The sequence below is a fragment of the Agrobacterium sp. P15N1-A genome (assembly GCF_044626815.1).
Lineage (GTDB): Bacteria > Pseudomonadota > Alphaproteobacteria > Rhizobiales > Rhizobiaceae > Agrobacterium > Agrobacterium leguminum.
Window position 1 is genome coordinate 346,052 of sequence record NZ_JBIUPF010000002.1, and the last position, 16,311, is coordinate 362,362.

Below are 16,311 nucleotides of genomic sequence, written 5' to 3' on the forward strand. Positions count from 1 at the left end.
AACTCTGAAACCTCCGGCTTACGCCACGAGGCCACTCAAAAACTCTCTTTCAGCCATTGCCCCACCCGGGCTATCCGGCCGCTACCCGTACCAAACGGCGAGAACATTCCGCCTTGCGCCGCATGAATTTCGATGTCCGCCACCTGCGGATAGATCATCAGTCCGCAGGCGGTTGAAAATGCCGGTCCCTTCGCCGCTACCGGAAGACCGGCCACGCCCATGGGGCGGCCGATACGAACGTTGCGGGCGAGAATGCGCCTTGCCGTTTCCGGCAGCCCCGTCAGCTGGCTTGCGCCGCCGGTCAGGACAACGCGCTTGCCGACAATGGGGCTGAAGCCGGACTTCTGGATACGATCACGGATCAATTCCAGCGTCTCTTCGATACGCGCCCGCACGATGCGGGTTACAAGGGCTCTTGAAACTTGCGATGGTTGATCGCGATCATCTTCGCCAATCGGCGGTATCGAAATCATGTCGCGCTCATCCGCGCCATTCAGCAAAGCCGAACCATGCACCACCTTCAGTCTCTCCGCATCTTCGATTCGTGTCGAGAGGCCACGTGCAAGATCTGTCGTAACGTGATGGCCGCCAAGGCCGATCGCATCGGTGTGAATGAGGCGGCCTTCGGCAAAAACCGAGATCGTCGTGGTGCCGCCACCCATGTCGATGGCCGCGCAACCAAGTTCGACTTCATCGTCCACCAGCGCTGCAAGACCGCTGGCATAGGGCGTCGCCACCATGCCTTCGACGGAAAGATGCGCACGATTGACGCAAAGCTCGAGGTTCTTCAGCGCCGTGCGCTCGACCGTCACCACATGCATGTCGACGCCGAGAAGGTCGCCATACATGGAGAGCGGATCGCGAATGCCACGCTCACCATCCAGCGAATAACCCGTCGGCAAAGAATGCAGGATCGCCCGGTCCTGACGCATGGACTGCTGGCTTGCCGCCACCAGAACCTTGCGCAGGTCGCTTGCTTCCACTTCCTGGCCGCCGAGATCGATGCTCGCGGTATAGATATCGCTCGCCAGCCGGCCGGCTGAAACATTGACGATCAGGCTGTCGACGGTGAGACCCGCCATGCGCTCGGCCGCATCGACCGAAAGACGGATGACGCCTTCCAGCGCGTCGAGATCGGCGATCACGCCGGATTTCACGCCGCGCGAGCGCTGGTGGCCGATGCCGATGATTTCGACCTTGTGGGTGCGGCCCGGCAGAATTTCGCTTTCCTGACGCGGCGTCAGCCGGCCGATCATGCATACGACCTTGGTCGAGCCGATATCCAGCACCGACACGATGTGGCTGCGCTTGGAGGACAGCGGCTTCAGGCGAGGCAGGCCGAAATGGGAAGAACCGAATAAGCTCATGTGTTCTTCTCCGCCTTCTTGAGAGCCTTGGTGCGCGCATCGACAGCGGCCTGACGGCGTTCCGTGGCGCCCTCGGTCAGCTGGATCGTGGTGCGGTCCGCGAGCCTCAGATCAACCGCGGCGACATCGCGCGACAGAACCTTTTCCTCGAGATCGAGCCGCGCCAGCAATTGCAGCGCCTGCGGCAGGTTTTCTTCCGGCAGCTTGACCACGATGCCGTTATCGAGATGCAAGTCCCAGCGGCGGCCGGCAATGCGGACATAAGCGCGGACACGGTTGCGGATTTCCGGCCAGTCGGCCAGCTGCTCGACGAAACCGGCAGCACCCGTTTCCGCGTCGCGGCCGACGAAGAGCGGCAGGGCAGCGAATTTATTGTCCCGCAGCGGCGCAATGACGCTGCCGCTTTTTTCGATCAGCGACAGTTCCGTTCCATGCTGCCAGATGCCGAAGGCCTGACGCTCCTTCAGGCGGACTTCCACGGTCTTGGGGTACACCTTGCGGATATCGACATCTTCCACCCAGGGAAGCTGCACCAGCTTGCGGCGTGCCGCATCGATATCGAGCGCGATCAGCGAGGTGCTGCCATCGAGGCCAAGAAGCTGGAACACTTCGATTTCGGAGGTCTGCAGATTGCCGGAAACCTTCACGTCCTCGACCGCAAAGCCTGCGGCCGATGTGGTGGTCTGGGTAACGATATTGGTGTGCCCGCCGAGCGACATGCCGTAAAGCCCGGTCACCGCGTAAAAGGCGACGGCCGAAATCGTACCGGTATGGGCTGGAATGTGAATGCGTCCGGTCGCAAGGCTGACACCGAAACGCACGAAGCGACGCAGAGGACGCGGCAACACCATGCGGTCGTCGGCGCTGGCCGCCGCCGCGAATTGTTCGCGCTTTTTTGCCGTCGACTTTTTGCCGATCACCGCAAACACGAAGCGTCCTCCACCATCCAGCTGACAAGGTTACCAAAGGAGCGGCCAGCATGGGCCGCCATTTCCGGCACCAGGGAGGTCGGCGTCATGCCCGGCTGCGTATTCACTTCAAGCCAGATAACTTCGCCATCTTCTGAGAAACGGTCGTCGTAACGAAAGTCTGAACGGCTTACGCCACGGCATCCGATCGCCCGATGCGCCATAACCGCCAGTGTTTGAATTTTTTGGTAAATTTTCGGTGAAATTTCTGCGGGAATGACATGTTTCGAGCCACCAGCCGCATATTTCGCATCATAATCATAGAAATTGTGACCGAGCGGCACCACTTCGGTGACGCCCAGCGCCTCGCCGTCGAGCACACCGCAGGTCAGTTCGCGACCGTGAATATAGCGCTCGACCATGACCTGATCGCCGTAGCGCCATTCCGACGAAGTGAGAATCTGCGGCGGATGCGACTGGTCTTCCTTGACGATCACGACACCGAAGCTCGAACCTTCGCGCACCGGCTTCACGACATAAGGGGGTGCAAGCGGATGCTCGCTGGTGAAATCGAAGCGGTTCATGACGCGCTCGGCGGCCACCGGGATGCCGGCAGCAGCGGCAACCTTCTTGGCCTGCGCCTTGTCCATGGCAAGCGCGGAAGCGAGCACGCCGGAATGCGTATAGGGAATGGCGAGATATTCGAGGATGCCCTGAATGGTGCCGTCTTCGCCAAAGGGACCGTGCAGCGCATTGAAAGCCACATCCGGGCGCAGCTCGGCAAGTACGGCAGCGACATCGCGCCCCACATCGACACGGGTGACCTTGTAGCCCTCGTCTTCCAGAGCCTGCGCGCAAGCGTTGCCCGACGACAGGCTGACCGGCCGCTCCGACGAAAATCCACCCAAAAGAACAGCTACGTGCTTGCCGCTCATCGAACCCTCTGACACCAACTCTCCGTTACGAACCACGCTCCGAACCGACCGAATTTGACGAACGGTGATTCTGGCACATGACCCTTGAGATCAGTTAAACGCCATTAAGGTTAATGAATCGTTTACTTTCGTTAACCGCCGCGCCCAACGTGCCGAGTTTCGTTAAAGAATCAGCACCGATCCGGATTCCCTCCTTGGAATCAGAGAGTTGCATGGATTGCAACATGCAGGTTTTCAATGATCGGAAATAAAACGGCGCTCGCGCGTCTGCTGCCCCGCGATAAAGGCAAGGCCGAAACGTTAACAGACGGGATTATTCCCCAGGGAAAATTATCTGGCGTTTCAGCGTTTTAAAACCGCGGCCTGAATCAGTCTCTCAATCGCCAAAGCATCCCCGAGACGCATAACCACACGTGTCGCACTGATGGATCACATTATCTGCATTATTTCTTTTTTAGCATTCCATAAGAACAAAAATTGCGTTAACGCAGTCGTCGCCTCCCAAGGCATGACATTGCAATCATCCAAAATGGAACCAATACCATGACCGACGCGATATCTCCGGTATCGCCGACCGCTGACACTTCGAACGTTGTAAAGACAAATTCGCCTGCACGAGTTCTCACTGCCAGCCTGGTCGGTACGACCATCGAGTTTTTCGATTTCTACGTTTACGCCACGGCCGCAGTGCTCGTGTTCCCCACTTTGTTCTTCCCGAACAATGACCCGATGACGGCGCTTCTGGCGTCCTTCGCCACCTTCTCCATCGCCTTTTTCGCCCGCCCGCTGGGCGCTGTGGTCTTCGGCCACTATGGCGACCGCGTCGGCCGCAAGACCACCCTTGTCGCCGCCCTGCTCACGATGGGCGTTTCCACGGTCGTGATTGGCCTCCTGCCCTCCTATGAGACCGCCGGCGTTCTGGCCCCGCTGCTGCTCGCGCTTTGCCGCTTCGGCCAGGGTTTCGGCCTCGGCGGCGAATGGGGCGGCGCCGTCCTGCTCGCCACGGAAAACGCCCCTCCGGGCAAGCGCAGCTGGTATGGCATGTTCCCGCAGCTCGGAGCACCCGTTGGCCTGTTCCTTTCGTCTGGCGTGTTCTGGATCCTGCTGCACTTCATGTCTCAGGAAGCGCTTTTGAGCTGGGGCTGGCGCATTCCCTTCGTCGCGTCGATCATTCTGATCGCGGTCGGCATGTGGGTTCGCCTGTCGATCACCGAAACGCCCGACTTCCAGAAGGCAATCGAAAAGGAAGAGCGTGTGGCCGTGCCGGTCGCGGAACTGTTCCGCAACCACAAGCGCAGCCTCGTGCTCGGCACCTTCGTGGCGCTGGCCACCTTCGTGCTCTTCTACATCGGCACCGCCTATCTTCTGTCCTACAACGTCAAGGTCCTGAAAATCCCGTTCCTCGACGCGCTGGAAGTGCAGATCCTCGGCTCCATCGTTTTCGGCATCTTCATTCCGATCGCCGGCAAGCTCGCCGAAAAATTCGGTCGCCGTGAAATCCTGATCCTGACGACGGTGCTGATCGGCCTGTTCTCCTTCCTGCTGCCCGGCCTGATGTCCGGTGGCGAAGGCTCGATCTTCGTCTTCGCGGCCCTTGCCATGATGCTGATGGGCATGACCTACGGCCTGATCGGAACGGCGCTCGCCGCGCCCTTCCCGACCCGCGTGCGCTACACCGGCTCGTCCATCACCTTCAACATGGCCGGCATCTTCGGCGCATCGCTGGCGCCTTACATCGCCACATGGCTGCAGGTGAATTACGGCATGGGTTATGTCGGCTATTATCTCTGCGTATCGGCGCTCATCACGCTCGCCTGCATCCTTCTGTCCCGCAAGGACGAAGTCTGAGCCACACAGGGTTTGAAATACAAGAAGGCCCGCGGAACCTGAGGTTTCGCGGGCCTTTTCATATCTGCGCCCGACAGCGCAACAGCGCATCTCTTCCCGGCTTTGTTGGAAATACGCTAGGCGACGGATTGCCGGATGTCGCGCTGGCCTGACACGCAGATGCGGTTACGCCCCGTACCCTTTGCCTGATAAAGCGCCAGATCGGCATTGTGCAGGACTTTTTCGAAGACTTCGGCATCCTTCCGAACAGCCACACCAATCGATATGGTGACACCGATCCGCATGTCCTGATAATCAACCGGCACGGCCTCGATACTCGCACGCAGCCTTTCGCAAACGTCCAGGAACGATTGCAGCCCGGTTTCCTGCACGACAACGAACTCCTCGCCGCCCATTCTGGCAACGCTGGCAGAAGCAGCGAAGGCGGCGCGTATCCGCTGTGCGACGCTGGAAATCACCGCATCGCCGGCCAGATGGCTGAACCTGTCGTTCACAGACTTGAAATGATCGATATCGAGGAAGGCGACGCAATAATGCGGGCCGAGATCGATACATCCGGCATAGAGCCCAAGGCGATTGCTGAGGCCCGTCAAGGCGTCCGTATGGCTCAGATACAAAAACCGCTCATGCGATTGCGCCAGAAGCTTCACTTCCCTGGCATTCAGCCAGCAAACCAGCAGCGTTATCGTAAACGAGATTGCGGCGGACAGGGTGATGCCAAGGATAAGCCCGTTGACGAGATCCGTTACCAGCCCGAACTCCGCCAGCAGAAGCAGACCGAAGAAACAGATAAGAACAGCGATGACCGTGACGACACACGCGACCCGGATTGCAAATTCCAGCGGTTCAAGCCGCCGGCGACGCTCCGACGTCGCAATCGAAAAACTCATCATCTCGATCAGTTTTTTCCAGAGACCCAACACCATCCCCAGCAGCGCCCAATCATCTAACGTCAAAAACTCTAATATAAATCGTCTAAAATATTGGAGAGGGCCGACACCCTCTCCACTTTCATCTTGCTATAGACCACAACCATTGACCGACCGTTACGATAAACGTCAAGGGCCGCATCAACGCAAGGTTTTGTCGCCAACCATACCGGCCAACACCGGATTTCAGCTTCCGAGGAACGGCTCCACCTCACGGCCCGGCATGAAAAGGCCAAGCCGCTTGATTTCCCATTCCAGCCGGATGCCCGACTTTTCGAACACGCGCTTGCGAATGGTCTCGCCCAGATATTCCAGATCGTAACCGGTCGCATGGCCGGTATTGATCATGAAATTGCAATGCAGCGATGACATCTGCGCGCCGCCGATGACCAGACCGCGACCGCCCGCCTCATCGATCAGTTCCCAGGCGGAATGACCTTCGGGATTCTTGAAGGTGGAACCGCCCGTCTGCTCGCGGATCGGCTGCACGGTTTCGCGGTGGTGGCGCACGGCATCCATATCGGCACGGATTTTCGCCTTGTCTTCGGGATAACCCTCAAACAGCGCGCCCGTGAAGATCAGGCCCGCATCGGCGCCGGAATGGCGATAGCTGTAGCCCATATCGGCGTTCGAAAGAACATGCTGGTTGCCCTGACGGTCGACCGCATAAACCTCCACGACACGCTCGCGGGTCTCGCCGCCATTGGCGCCCGCATTCATGCGCAGCGCACCGCCGATGGAGCCGGGAATGCCGTAATAGAAATGGAAACCGCCGATGCCATTATCCATGGCCATAGCGGCAATATGCTTGTCCGGGCAGATCGCGCCCGCCTTGATGCGGTTTTCGCCGGCAAGCTCCACCTGGCCGAAACCCTTGGCGGACAGACGGACGACAACGCCCGGAATGCCGCCATCGCGCACCAGAAGGTTCGAGCCGACGCCAACCACGGTCAAGGGCACGTCTTCCGGCAGAATTTTCAGGAAGGCAATCAGATCGTCAGTATCGTGCGGCTGGAACATGACTTCCGCAAGACCGCCGGCTCTGAACCACGTCACGCGGTCCATGGGCGCATCCGGTGTCAGACGTCCCCGCAATTCATTTACCCCGTCGCCGAGCCTCCCCAGCAATTTAACCCCATCGACCTGTCTCATTCAGACTTTCCTGATATGCTCTTCAATTCCGAAGGCAGCACCGCTGCCCATTGCGTGATATTTCCAGCCCCCAAGAGAACCACGAAATCACCCGGATTCGCAATGCCTGCAACCACTGAGGCGAGATCTTCCCGTTTTTCGAGAAAACGGGCGTCCCGATGGCCGGCGGCCTTGATGGCCGAAACCAGCGCTTCCGAGCTTGCACCCTCGATCGGATCTTCGCCCGCGGCATAGACCGGAGCAAGGATAATCGTGTCGGCATCGTTAAAACAATGCGCGAAATCGTCGAACAGGCTGGAAAGACGGCTGTATCGGTGCGGCTGATGCACCGCGACGATACGGCCCTTGCACGCCTCCCGCGCGGCGGCCAGCACGGCCTTGATCTCGACCGGATGATGGCCGTAATCGTCAAAGACCTGCACCCCATTGGCTTCGCCCGTCAGCGTGAAGCGCCGTTTGACGCCGCCGAAGGAGGCAAGGCCCTTCTTGATGTCGGCCTCCGAAATGCCGAGACGATTGGCAACCGCAATCGCCGCCGTCGCATTCGACACATTGTGGCGGCCGGGCATCGGCAGGACGAGGTCCTTGAAGGAGAATATCTTGCCAGTGCGGCGACGGCGGATTTCCACATCGAACACCGAGCGCGTGCCGTCGATGCGCACATTCGAAAAACGCACGTCGGCCTGCGGGTTCTCGCCATAGGTGATGACCTTGCGGTCCTCGATGCGGCCGACCAGTGCCTGCACCTCCGGGTGGTCGAGGCACATGACGCCGAAACCGTAGAAAGGCACGTTCTCGACGAACTGACGGAAGGCAGCACGCACGGCATCGAAATTGCCGTAATGGTCGAGATGCTCGGGATCGATGTTGGTGATGACGGCCACATCGGCCGGCAGTTTCAGGAAGGTGCCGTCGGATTCGTCGGCCTCCACCACCATCCACTCGCCCTCGCCCATGCGGGCATTGGTGCCGTAAGCATTGATGATGCCGCCATTGATGACGGTCGGGTCGAGATTGCCGGCTTCGAGCAGCGTCGCGACCATGGAGGTGGTCGTGGTCTTACCATGGGTGCCGCCGATGGCGATGGCATTGCGGAAACGCATCAGCTCGGCCAGCATTTCGGCCCGGCGAACGATCGGCAGATGCTTTTCACGCGCCGCGATGAGTTCCGGATTGTTCTTCTTGATGGCGGTGGAAACGACCACGACCTCAGCATCGCCGATATTATCCGCCGTATGTCCGACGAAAACCTCGATGCCCTTGTCACGCAGCCGCTGCACATTGGCGCTATCGGCCTGATCCGACCCCTGAACGCGGTGGCCGAGATTGTGAAGCACTTCGGCAATGCCGCTCATGCCGATCCCGCCTATGCCGATGAAATGCACAAGGCCTATGGCTTTCGGCATCTTCATGCCCCAACTCCTTCATTCTTCTTCTTGAATTCCTGTACGGACCGGCCGGAAGCAATCGCCTCCACCAGATCGGCCAGCACATCCGCCGCATGCGGTTTGCCCGTTGCCTTTGCCGCCGCTGCCGTTGCCGAAAGGCGGTCCGGCTCCGAAAGCGCTGAGGACAGCAGGCCGGAGAGCTTCTGCGGCGACAGTTCCGCCTGCTTGATGACGCTTGCCCCGCCCGCCGCCGAAAGTGCGGCCGCGTTCGCCGCCTGATCGTGATCGAGCGCATGCGGATAGGGAACGAGGATCGACGGGCGGCCGATCACAGAAAGCTCCGATACCGTCGAAGCGCCCGAGCGGCTGATGACCAGATCGGCCTCGCCGATACGCGACGCCATATCGCCGAAGAAGGGCGAAACATCCGCCTTCACACCGAGCTTCTGGTAGGAGGCGATCACGCTGTCCTTGTCTTCCGGCCGCGCCTGCTGGGTCACCACGATGCGCTTGCGCTGCTCATCCTTCAGCAGGCAGATCGCCGCAGGCACCGCGCTGGAAAAGAACTGCGCGCCCTGGCTGCCGCCGAAAACGACGAGCTGGAATGTCTCACCCGTCTGCGAGGGCGTATAGGGTATCTCCGACGCCGCAAGCACCGCCGGGCGCACGGGATTGCCGGTCGCCACCGTCTTGTCGGAATATTGTCCGTTGGCGGGTGGCAGGAAACCGCCGGCAATTGCTTTCACCCGGCCTGCCAGCGCCTTGTTGGCGCGGCCCATCACCGCATTCTGCTCATGAATGATGGAGGGAACGCCAAGTCCGGTCGATGCCAGAAGCGGCGGCACGGTGGGATAACCGCCGAAACCGACAACCGCGACCGGCTTCAGTTTCGCCACCAGCCGGCGCGCCGCGCGCAGGCCAACCCAGAGCTTCCAGAGCGAACGCGCCACGGAAATCGGGTTTTTCGAGCCGATGGTGGCGGACGGCACGACATGGATTTCATCCGCCGGGAACTTGCCGGCATAACGCTCGGCGCGGCTGTCGGTGACGAGGTGCACCTGATAACCGCGCGCTTTCAGCGTGTGCGCAAGCGCCTCGGCTGGAAAGACATGGCCGCCGGTTCCCCCGGCGGCAAGAAGAACAATACCCTTGCTCATGATCGTTTACTCCGCGGGAACGCCGGAACCGACGCGGAAGAAACTCCGCTCCTGCGCCCGCTTTTCGGGTCTGTGGCGTGTCAGCGCCAGAAGGAAACCGGCGGTGACGCAGATCGCCATCATCGACGAACCGCCATAGGAAATCAGCGGAAGCGTCATGCCCTTGGCGGGCATCAGCTCCAGATTGACGCCGATATTGATCATCGACTGCATGCCGATCTGCAGCACAAGGCCGGCCACGGCGAAGCGGCAGAAATCGTCCTTTTCCTTGAAGGCGTGCGAGAGGCCGCGCAACACGATGAAGGCGAAAATCGCCACCAGGAACATGCAGAAAACGATGCCGAATTCTTCCGCCGCCACCGAGAAGATGAAGTCTGTATGGCTGTCGGGAATGATGCGCTTGACGATGCCCTCGCCCGGTCCGCGACCGAACCAGTCGCCGCGAATGATAGCCTCGCGCGCCGTGTCCACCTGGAACGTATCGCCCTCGCCGGTCCAGAAACGGTCGATACGACCGGCAACGTGCGGCAGCATCAGATAGGCGGAGATGATGCCGCCGACGCCGACGCCGCCGAGCATGATGATCCAGAACCACGGCACGCCGGCCATGAAGAACATGCCGCCCCAGACAACCGAGGTCAGGATCGTCTGGCCGAAGTCCGGCTGGGCGATCAGGAGCGCCGCCACGATGCCGAAGGTGATGATGGCGAAGAGATTGCCGGGAATTTCCGGATGGCGCGCCCGTTCGGCAAACAGCCAGGCGCAGACGATGACGAAGGCCGGCTTCATGAATTCCGATGGCTGGATCGAGAAGGTGCCGATGGAAATCCAGCGCCGCGCGCCCTTGACCTCGATGCCGAAGAACAGCGCGAAGATCATCATCAGCAGCGAAGCGATGAGCATGATGACCGCGACGCGTCGCACCTGACGCGGCGACAGGAAAGACAGACCGACCATGATCGCCAGCGACGGCACCATGAACATCGCCTGACGCTCGACGAAGAAGAAACTGTTGAGGCCAATGCGCTCGGCAACCGCAGGCGAGGCCGCGAACGACAGCATCAGGCCGATGCCCATCAGCGCGATGAACGCCGCCAGAAAGAAACGGTCGATGGTCCAGAACCACTCCGCGACCGGACCGCGATCAACTCGGCTTACCATGGCCTTCAGCCCCCTTTTCCAGAGTCAACCAGCATTGTCATGCCATCGAGCGCCGCGACCTGCGCGACGAACGAATCACCTCTGATCTCAAAGTTCTTATATTGATCGAAGCTTGCGCAAGCCGGGGATAACATCACGACATTGCCGGCCGTCGCATCTTTTTCCGCATCGGCTGCCGCATGCTGCACGGCCTTGTCCAGCGTGCCGGATATTTCATAAGGCACCGCCTCGCCAAGCGTCGCGGCAAATTCCGCCGCCGCTTCACCGATCAGATAGGCTTTGGCGATGTGAGGAAACAGCGGCGACAGGCTGGTTATGCCACCCGCCTTGGGAAGACCGCCGGCGATCCAGTAAATCCGCTCATAGCTCGAAAGCGCAGGTGCCGCGGCATCGGCATTGGTCGCCTTGCTGTCATTGACGAAGGTGACGTTACCGCGCCGGCCGACCGGCTGCATGCGGTGCTTGAGGCCGGGGAAAGATTTGAGACCGGCGCGAACCTCGTCTTCGGAAACCCCGACCGCAAGGCAGGCGGCAATTGCCGCCGCCGCATTCTGCGCATTGTGGCTGCCGCGAAGGGTCTGGATACCGTCGAGATCGGTGAGCAGCGAAGAAGTGCCGCCATGCGCACGGAAAATACGGCTGCCTTCGGCATAGAGACCTTCGGAAACGACATTGCGCTTGGAAATGCGCTCGACCTTTACCCCGGCGCGTTCGATACGGTCGGCAATCAGCGTCGAATGGCTGTCATCGACGCCGACGATTGCCGTGCCGCTGCCGGCCACCAGCCGTTCCTTGACATCGGCATAATGCTGCATCGTGCCGTGACGGTCGAGATGATCGGGCGTCAGGTTGAGGAGAATTCCGGCGGTCGGATTGATCGTCGGCGCGAGATCGATCTGGTAGGACGAGCATTCGATAACGTAGAAACGTTGTGCCTTGGGCGGATCGAGGCTCAGCACCGCCGTTCCGATATTGCCGCCAAGCTGCGTATCGCGGCCTGAAGCCTTGAGAATATGGGCGATCAGCGCCGTTGTCGTGGATTTGCCGTTGGTGCCGGTAATCGCGATGAAAGGGCAATCCGGCGCGTGCGCACGGCGCTCGCGGATGAAAAGCTCGATATCGCCGATGATCTCGACGCCCGCAGCCTTCGCAAGGTCGACCGACCAATGCGGTTTCGGATGCGTCAGCGGCACGCCGGGCGCCAATACGAAGGAAGAGAAGCTCGGCCAGTCAATCGTCCGAAGATCCGCCGTCTTGATGCCTTCGGCCTCGGCCTTGGCGACACTGTCGGGATTGTCGTCGAAAGCAACGACATCCGCCCCGCCGGCCACCAGCGCCCGGGCGGTGACGAGACCCGAACCGCCAAGCCCGAAGAGAGCGACCTTCTTACCTTTGAACGACGTGACCGGGATCATCGCTCACCTCAGCTTCAGGGTGGCGAGGCCGAGCAGCGCGAGGCCAACGGAGATGATCCAGAAACGGATAACCACCTGGCTTTCCGTCCAGCCCTTTTTCTCGAAATGGTGATGGATCGGCGCCATCAGGAAGACACGTCTGCCGGTGCGCTTGAACCAGAAGACCTGGATGATGACCGACAGCGTTTCCATGACGAACAGACCGCCGACGATGACCATGACGATCTCGTGCTTGGTCGCGACAGCGATGGAGCCGATCAGGCCGCCGAGCGCCAGCGAGCCCGTATCGCCCATGAAGATGGCGGCGGGCGGCGCGTTGAACCACAGGAAACCGAGGCCCGCGCCGATGACCGCGCCGACGATGACGGCGAGCTCACCCGTGCCGGGCACGAAATTGATCTGCAGGTAATTGGCGAACACCGCGTTACCGGCGAGATAGGCGATCACGCCGAAGGTGGCGGCGGCGATCATGACCGGCACGATGGCGAGACCATCGAGGCCGTCCGTCAGGTTCACGGCATTGCCCGCGCCGACGATGACGAAAGCACCGAACAGCACGAAGAAGTAGCCGAGATTGATCACGAATTCCTTGAAAAACGGAAAGGCGATGGAGCTGCCGAGCGTGCCGCCATGCGGGGCGGAAGCAAGCGCCATCTTCATCATGAAGAACACGGCAATCGCCGCGATCAGGAATTCGATGCCGAGACGCGCCTTGCCGGAAAAGCCCTTGTCGCTCTGCTTCGTCACTTTCAGATAATCGTCGTAGAAGCCGATGGCTCCGAAACCGAGCGTCACCATCAAAACGGCGACGACATAGACATTCGACAGATCGCCCCAGAGCAGCGAGCCGCCGAGAATGCCGGCAAGGATCATCAGCCCGCCCATGGTTGGCGTGCCGGCCTTCTTGAAATGCGTCTGCGGCCCATCGGCGCGGATCGGCTGGCCCTTGCCCTGGCGCACGCGCAGCGAATTGATGATCGCTGGTCCGAACAGGAATACGATCAACGCAGAGGTGAACATCGCGGCACCCGCCCGGAAGGTGATGTACCGGAACAGGTTGAAGATTTGAATTTTATCCGACAGTTCGACGAGCCAGATCAGCATAATTGCCCTTTCAAAAGGCTATTTCAGACTTGGCGTTCCGTCTCGGGGAATGCCGGATACTTGTCAAGCAGGGCGGCGACAATCTTGCCGAAACCGAGGCCAAGTGACGATTTTACCATCAGCGCGTCTCCCGGTTGCACCCATTGCAGGGCGAAATCGGTCAGTTCCGCCGTCGTTGGGAACCAGATCACGGTCACGCTGTCCGGCAACGCATCGCGCAATGCGGCCATCGCCTCGCCCGCCAGCCAGACGTGTTCGATACCGGCCGCGAGCAGTGGGCCCGCCAACTCTTCATGCAACTGCGCGGAAAACTCACCCATCTCCAGCATGTCGCCGAGAACGGCGACGCGCCGACCGTGACCCTGCGTTTCCGTTTCCGCCAGCACGGCAATCGCCGCACGCATGGAGGCCGGATTGGCATTATAGCTTTCATCGATCAGCAGGAAGGTGCCGCCGTTGATTGCCAGCTGATGGCGCTGGCCGCGCCCCTTTACGGCCTCGAGCGTTCCCAGCGCCTCGAACGCGCGGTCGAGATTGGCGCCGGTGACGGCAACGGCGCCCAGCACGGCCATGGCGTTATCAGCAATGTGCCGGCCGGGAATATTGATGTGCAATTCGCTGGTTTCGCCGTTCAGGATCGCCCAGATCGTCGAGCCCGTCGTCGTGCTCTCGAAATCCGCGAGGCGGAAATCCGCCTTGGCATGCTGCCCGAAGGTGAGGATATGCTCGATACCCTGTTCCTGCGCCGCTTCTTCAAGCTGTTCGAACTGGGCGTTATCGCGGTTGAGAATGACGGAACCGCCCTCCTCCAGACCCTCGAAAATCTCCGCCTTGGCGCTAGCGATCTCTTCGATGTTCTTGAAATTGCCGAGATGGGCCGGCGCTATGGTCGTAATGATCGCCACATGCGGACGCACCAGCTTCACCAGCGGCCGGATTTCGCCGGAATGGTTCATGCCGATTTCGAACACGCCGAATTCCGTGTCCGCCGGCATGCGCGCCAGCGTCAGCGGCACGCCCCAATGGTTGTTGAAGGAAGCCACAGCCGCATGCACCCGGCCCGAAGGGGCGAGCGCCTGCCGCAGCATTTCCTTGGTCGTCGTCTTGCCGACCGAACCGGTCACCGCAATGATACGCGCCGACGTTCTTTCACGTGCCGCGATGGCGAGCTTGCCGAGTGCGGCAAGCACGTCTTCCACCACGATCATCGGCACGGTCAGGCGGCCGAGCGCCGGCAGCTTGGCCTCGGCAACGACCAGAAGTCCCGCCCCGTTCGCAACGGCGAAGCTGGTGTAATCATGACCGTCCACCCGGTCGCCCTTGATGGCGAAGAACGCTTCGCCCGGCTTGACCGTCCGGCTGTCGATGGAAATGCCGGTGATTCCGGTCGGCAGGTTGCCCACGGGGCGTCCTGCCGTGATGGCGATCATGTCGGCGACTGTCCATAACCAGCTCAAATCTTCGATCCTTCCAGCCCTGCCAGTGCAGCGCGCACCTGTTCATGATCGGAAAACGGCAGCGTTACCGAACCGACGATCTGCCCCTCTTCATGCCCCTTGCCCGCGACGATCAGCGTATCGCCATGCGAAAGCAGCGACACCGCATGGCGGATAGCGTCCGCCCTGTCGCCGATTTCCAATGCGCCGGGTGCTGCCGCCATGACTTCGGAACGGATCGTTGCAGCATCTTCCGAACGCGGATTGTCGTCAGTGACGATGACGATGTCGGAAAGCCGCGTCGCAACCTCGCCCATGATCGGGCGCTTGCCCTTGTCGCGGTCGCCGCCGCAGCCGAAGACGGTGATGATGCGGCCCGAGGTGAAGGGCCGGACCGAGGTGAGCACATTTTCCAGCGCATCCGGCTTGTGGGCGTAATCCACATAGGCAAGCGCACCGTTCTTCGTCTGGCCCACGAGTTCCAGACGGCCGGCGGCGCCGATCAGCTTTTCGAGCGCCTTCAGCGCGGTTGCCGCGGGAACGCCGGTGGACATGGCAAGACCGGCTGCGACGAGAGCGTTCGCAACCTGAAAATCGCCCGCCAATGGGATGTCGACTTCATAAATCTCGCCGTCATGATGCACTTCGATCATCTGCTTGTGACGGAAGTGCTCCACCCGCTTCAGGGCCAGATAGTCGCCCTTGCGACCGACCGTGCGCACATCGAGACCGGCTTCGCCCGCCGCGCGGATCGCCTGTTGCGACCATGGATCGTCGGCGAAGATCACGGCGGGAGCGCCCTTTTCCATCAGCGTATCGAAGAGCCGCATCTTCGCGGCCATATAGTCCTCGACGGTGGGGTGATAATCCATGTGGTCGCGGCCGAGATTGGTGAAACCGGCCGCCGCCAGCCTCACTCCATCGAGACGGCGCTGGTCGAGACCATGGCTGGACGCCTCCATCGCCGCATGCGTCACACCTTCGGCCGCAAGTTCGGCCAGAAGCGCATGCAGCGTCACCGGATCGGGCGTGGTGAGCGCGCCGTAATCCTCGCGGCCGGGTGCAATCACACCTGTCGTGCCGATCTGCGCTGCGGCATGGCCGGCGAAAGCCCAGATCTGCCGCACGAAGGAAGCAACGGACGTCTTTCCCGCAGTGCCGGTGACGGCGACCATAGTTTCCGGCTGTTTTCCGTAAAAACGGGAAGCGGCAAGGGAGAGATAAAGGCGAGGATCCGTAACGGAAAGCACCGGCACATCGGCATCCAGCGCGTGTCCGGAAACAACAGCGACCGCGCCCTTGGCAACCGCGTCCTTCACATAGGCCGCACCATCCGCCCTGGTGCCCGCAACCGCGACGAACAGGCTGCCGGGCGCAGCCTTGCGGCTGTCTGCGGTGATCCCCCCGATTTCGATCGCCCCGATCTCAGACAGGAGCAATTCTTTCAATTCCGGAAACGCATTTCCGGATATATCTCGCAAATTCATCGACTGTGTCCGTCTTGTCCCCCC

The 16,311-nt window shown here is 60.7% G+C and carries 13 protein-coding genes; 1 reads left to right on the top strand and 12 read right to left on the bottom strand.

Features of this window, described 5'->3' with window-relative positions; genetic code table 11:
* Window positions 1-35: 35 nt before the first annotated feature.
* From ftsA to ACIK7D_RS09715, 3 genes are read right to left on the bottom strand one after another with little or no spacing between them, the layout of a single operon-like run.
* On the bottom strand, window positions 36-1,367 hold the full coding sequence (ftsA, locus tag ACIK7D_RS09705) for a cell division protein FtsA (protein ID WP_003522206.1): 1,332 nt from the start codon (window positions 1,365-1,367) through the stop codon (window positions 36-38).
* Window positions 1,364-2,296: a cell division protein FtsQ/DivIB gene (locus ACIK7D_RS09710; RefSeq protein ID WP_003522205.1), complete on the bottom strand. Its 933-nt coding sequence runs from the start codon at window positions 2,294-2,296 to the stop codon at window positions 1,364-1,366. The genes ftsA and ACIK7D_RS09710 overlap by 4 nt, the downstream gene beginning before the upstream one ends.
* Complete coding sequence (locus ACIK7D_RS09715) at window positions 2,284-3,210, bottom strand: D-alanine--D-alanine ligase (protein ID WP_003522204.1); 927 nt, start codon at window positions 3,208-3,210, stop codon at window positions 2,284-2,286. Before ACIK7D_RS09715 ends, ACIK7D_RS09710 begins: the two co-directional genes overlap by 13 nt.
* 543 nt (window positions 3,211-3,753) lie before the next feature.
* Between ACIK7D_RS09715 and ACIK7D_RS09720 the strand changes: the two genes are divergently transcribed.
* Window positions 3,754-5,058 (top strand): MFS transporter, encoded by a 1,305-nt coding sequence (locus tag ACIK7D_RS09720; protein WP_003522203.1) that lies wholly within the window; start codon window positions 3,754-3,756, stop codon window positions 5,056-5,058.
* A gap of 116 nt (window positions 5,059-5,174) precedes the next feature.
* On the opposite strand, the gene ACIK7D_RS09725 is transcribed toward ACIK7D_RS09720, so the two are convergent.
* The 9 genes from ACIK7D_RS09725 to ACIK7D_RS09765 form a co-directional block, all read right to left on the bottom strand.
* Window positions 5,175-5,984, bottom strand: a complete 810-nt coding sequence (locus tag ACIK7D_RS09725) for a GGDEF domain-containing protein (RefSeq protein WP_170985853.1) — start codon at window positions 5,982-5,984, stop codon at window positions 5,175-5,177.
* Window positions 5,985-6,173: 189 nt separating this feature from the next.
* Window positions 6,174-7,139, bottom strand: coding sequence for a UDP-N-acetylmuramate dehydrogenase (gene murB / locus ACIK7D_RS09730; protein ID WP_020810676.1), 966 nt, complete (start codon window positions 7,137-7,139; stop codon window positions 6,174-6,176).
* On the bottom strand, window positions 7,136-8,551 hold the full coding sequence (murC, locus tag ACIK7D_RS09735) for a UDP-N-acetylmuramate--L-alanine ligase (RefSeq protein ID WP_080816481.1): 1,416 nt from the start codon (window positions 8,549-8,551) through the stop codon (window positions 7,136-7,138). Before murC ends, murB begins: the two co-directional genes overlap by 4 nt.
* The gene (gene murG / locus ACIK7D_RS09740; RefSeq protein ID WP_003522199.1) at window positions 8,548-9,684 is read right to left on the bottom strand and encodes an undecaprenyldiphospho-muramoylpentapeptide beta-N-acetylglucosaminyltransferase; all 1,137 of its coding nucleotides are present in this window, start codon (window positions 9,682-9,684) and stop codon (window positions 8,548-8,550) included. Before murG ends, murC begins: the two co-directional genes overlap by 4 nt.
* A gap of 6 nt (window positions 9,685-9,690) precedes the next feature.
* Window positions 9,691-10,845 carry a putative lipid II flippase FtsW gene (gene ftsW / locus ACIK7D_RS09745; protein ID WP_003522198.1) on the bottom strand — a complete coding sequence of 385 codons (1,155 nt, stop codon included), beginning with the start codon at window positions 10,843-10,845 and terminating at the stop codon, window positions 9,691-9,693.
* 5 nt (window positions 10,846-10,850) lie between these two features.
* A complete protein-coding gene (murD, locus tag ACIK7D_RS09750) occupies window positions 10,851-12,260 on the bottom strand; it encodes a UDP-N-acetylmuramoyl-L-alanine--D-glutamate ligase (RefSeq protein ID WP_400156186.1) in 1,410 nt (469 codons plus the stop codon).
* A gap of 3 nt (window positions 12,261-12,263) precedes the next feature.
* On the bottom strand, window positions 12,264-13,364 hold the full coding sequence (gene mraY / locus ACIK7D_RS09755) for a phospho-N-acetylmuramoyl-pentapeptide-transferase (RefSeq protein WP_003522196.1): 1,101 nt from the start codon (window positions 13,362-13,364) through the stop codon (window positions 12,264-12,266).
* Between the two features lie 23 nt (window positions 13,365-13,387).
* A complete protein-coding gene (locus tag ACIK7D_RS09760; protein ID WP_127757266.1) occupies window positions 13,388-14,821 on the bottom strand; it encodes a UDP-N-acetylmuramoylalanyl-D-glutamyl-2,6-diaminopimelate--D-alanyl-D-alanine ligase in 1,434 nt (477 codons plus the stop codon).
* The gene (locus ACIK7D_RS09765; protein WP_400156187.1) at window positions 14,818-16,287 is read right to left on the bottom strand and encodes a UDP-N-acetylmuramoyl-L-alanyl-D-glutamate--2,6-diaminopimelate ligase; all 1,470 of its coding nucleotides are present in this window, start codon (window positions 16,285-16,287) and stop codon (window positions 14,818-14,820) included. The genes ACIK7D_RS09760 and ACIK7D_RS09765 overlap by 4 nt, the downstream gene beginning before the upstream one ends.
* Between the last annotated feature and the right edge of the window lie 24 nt (window positions 16,288-16,311).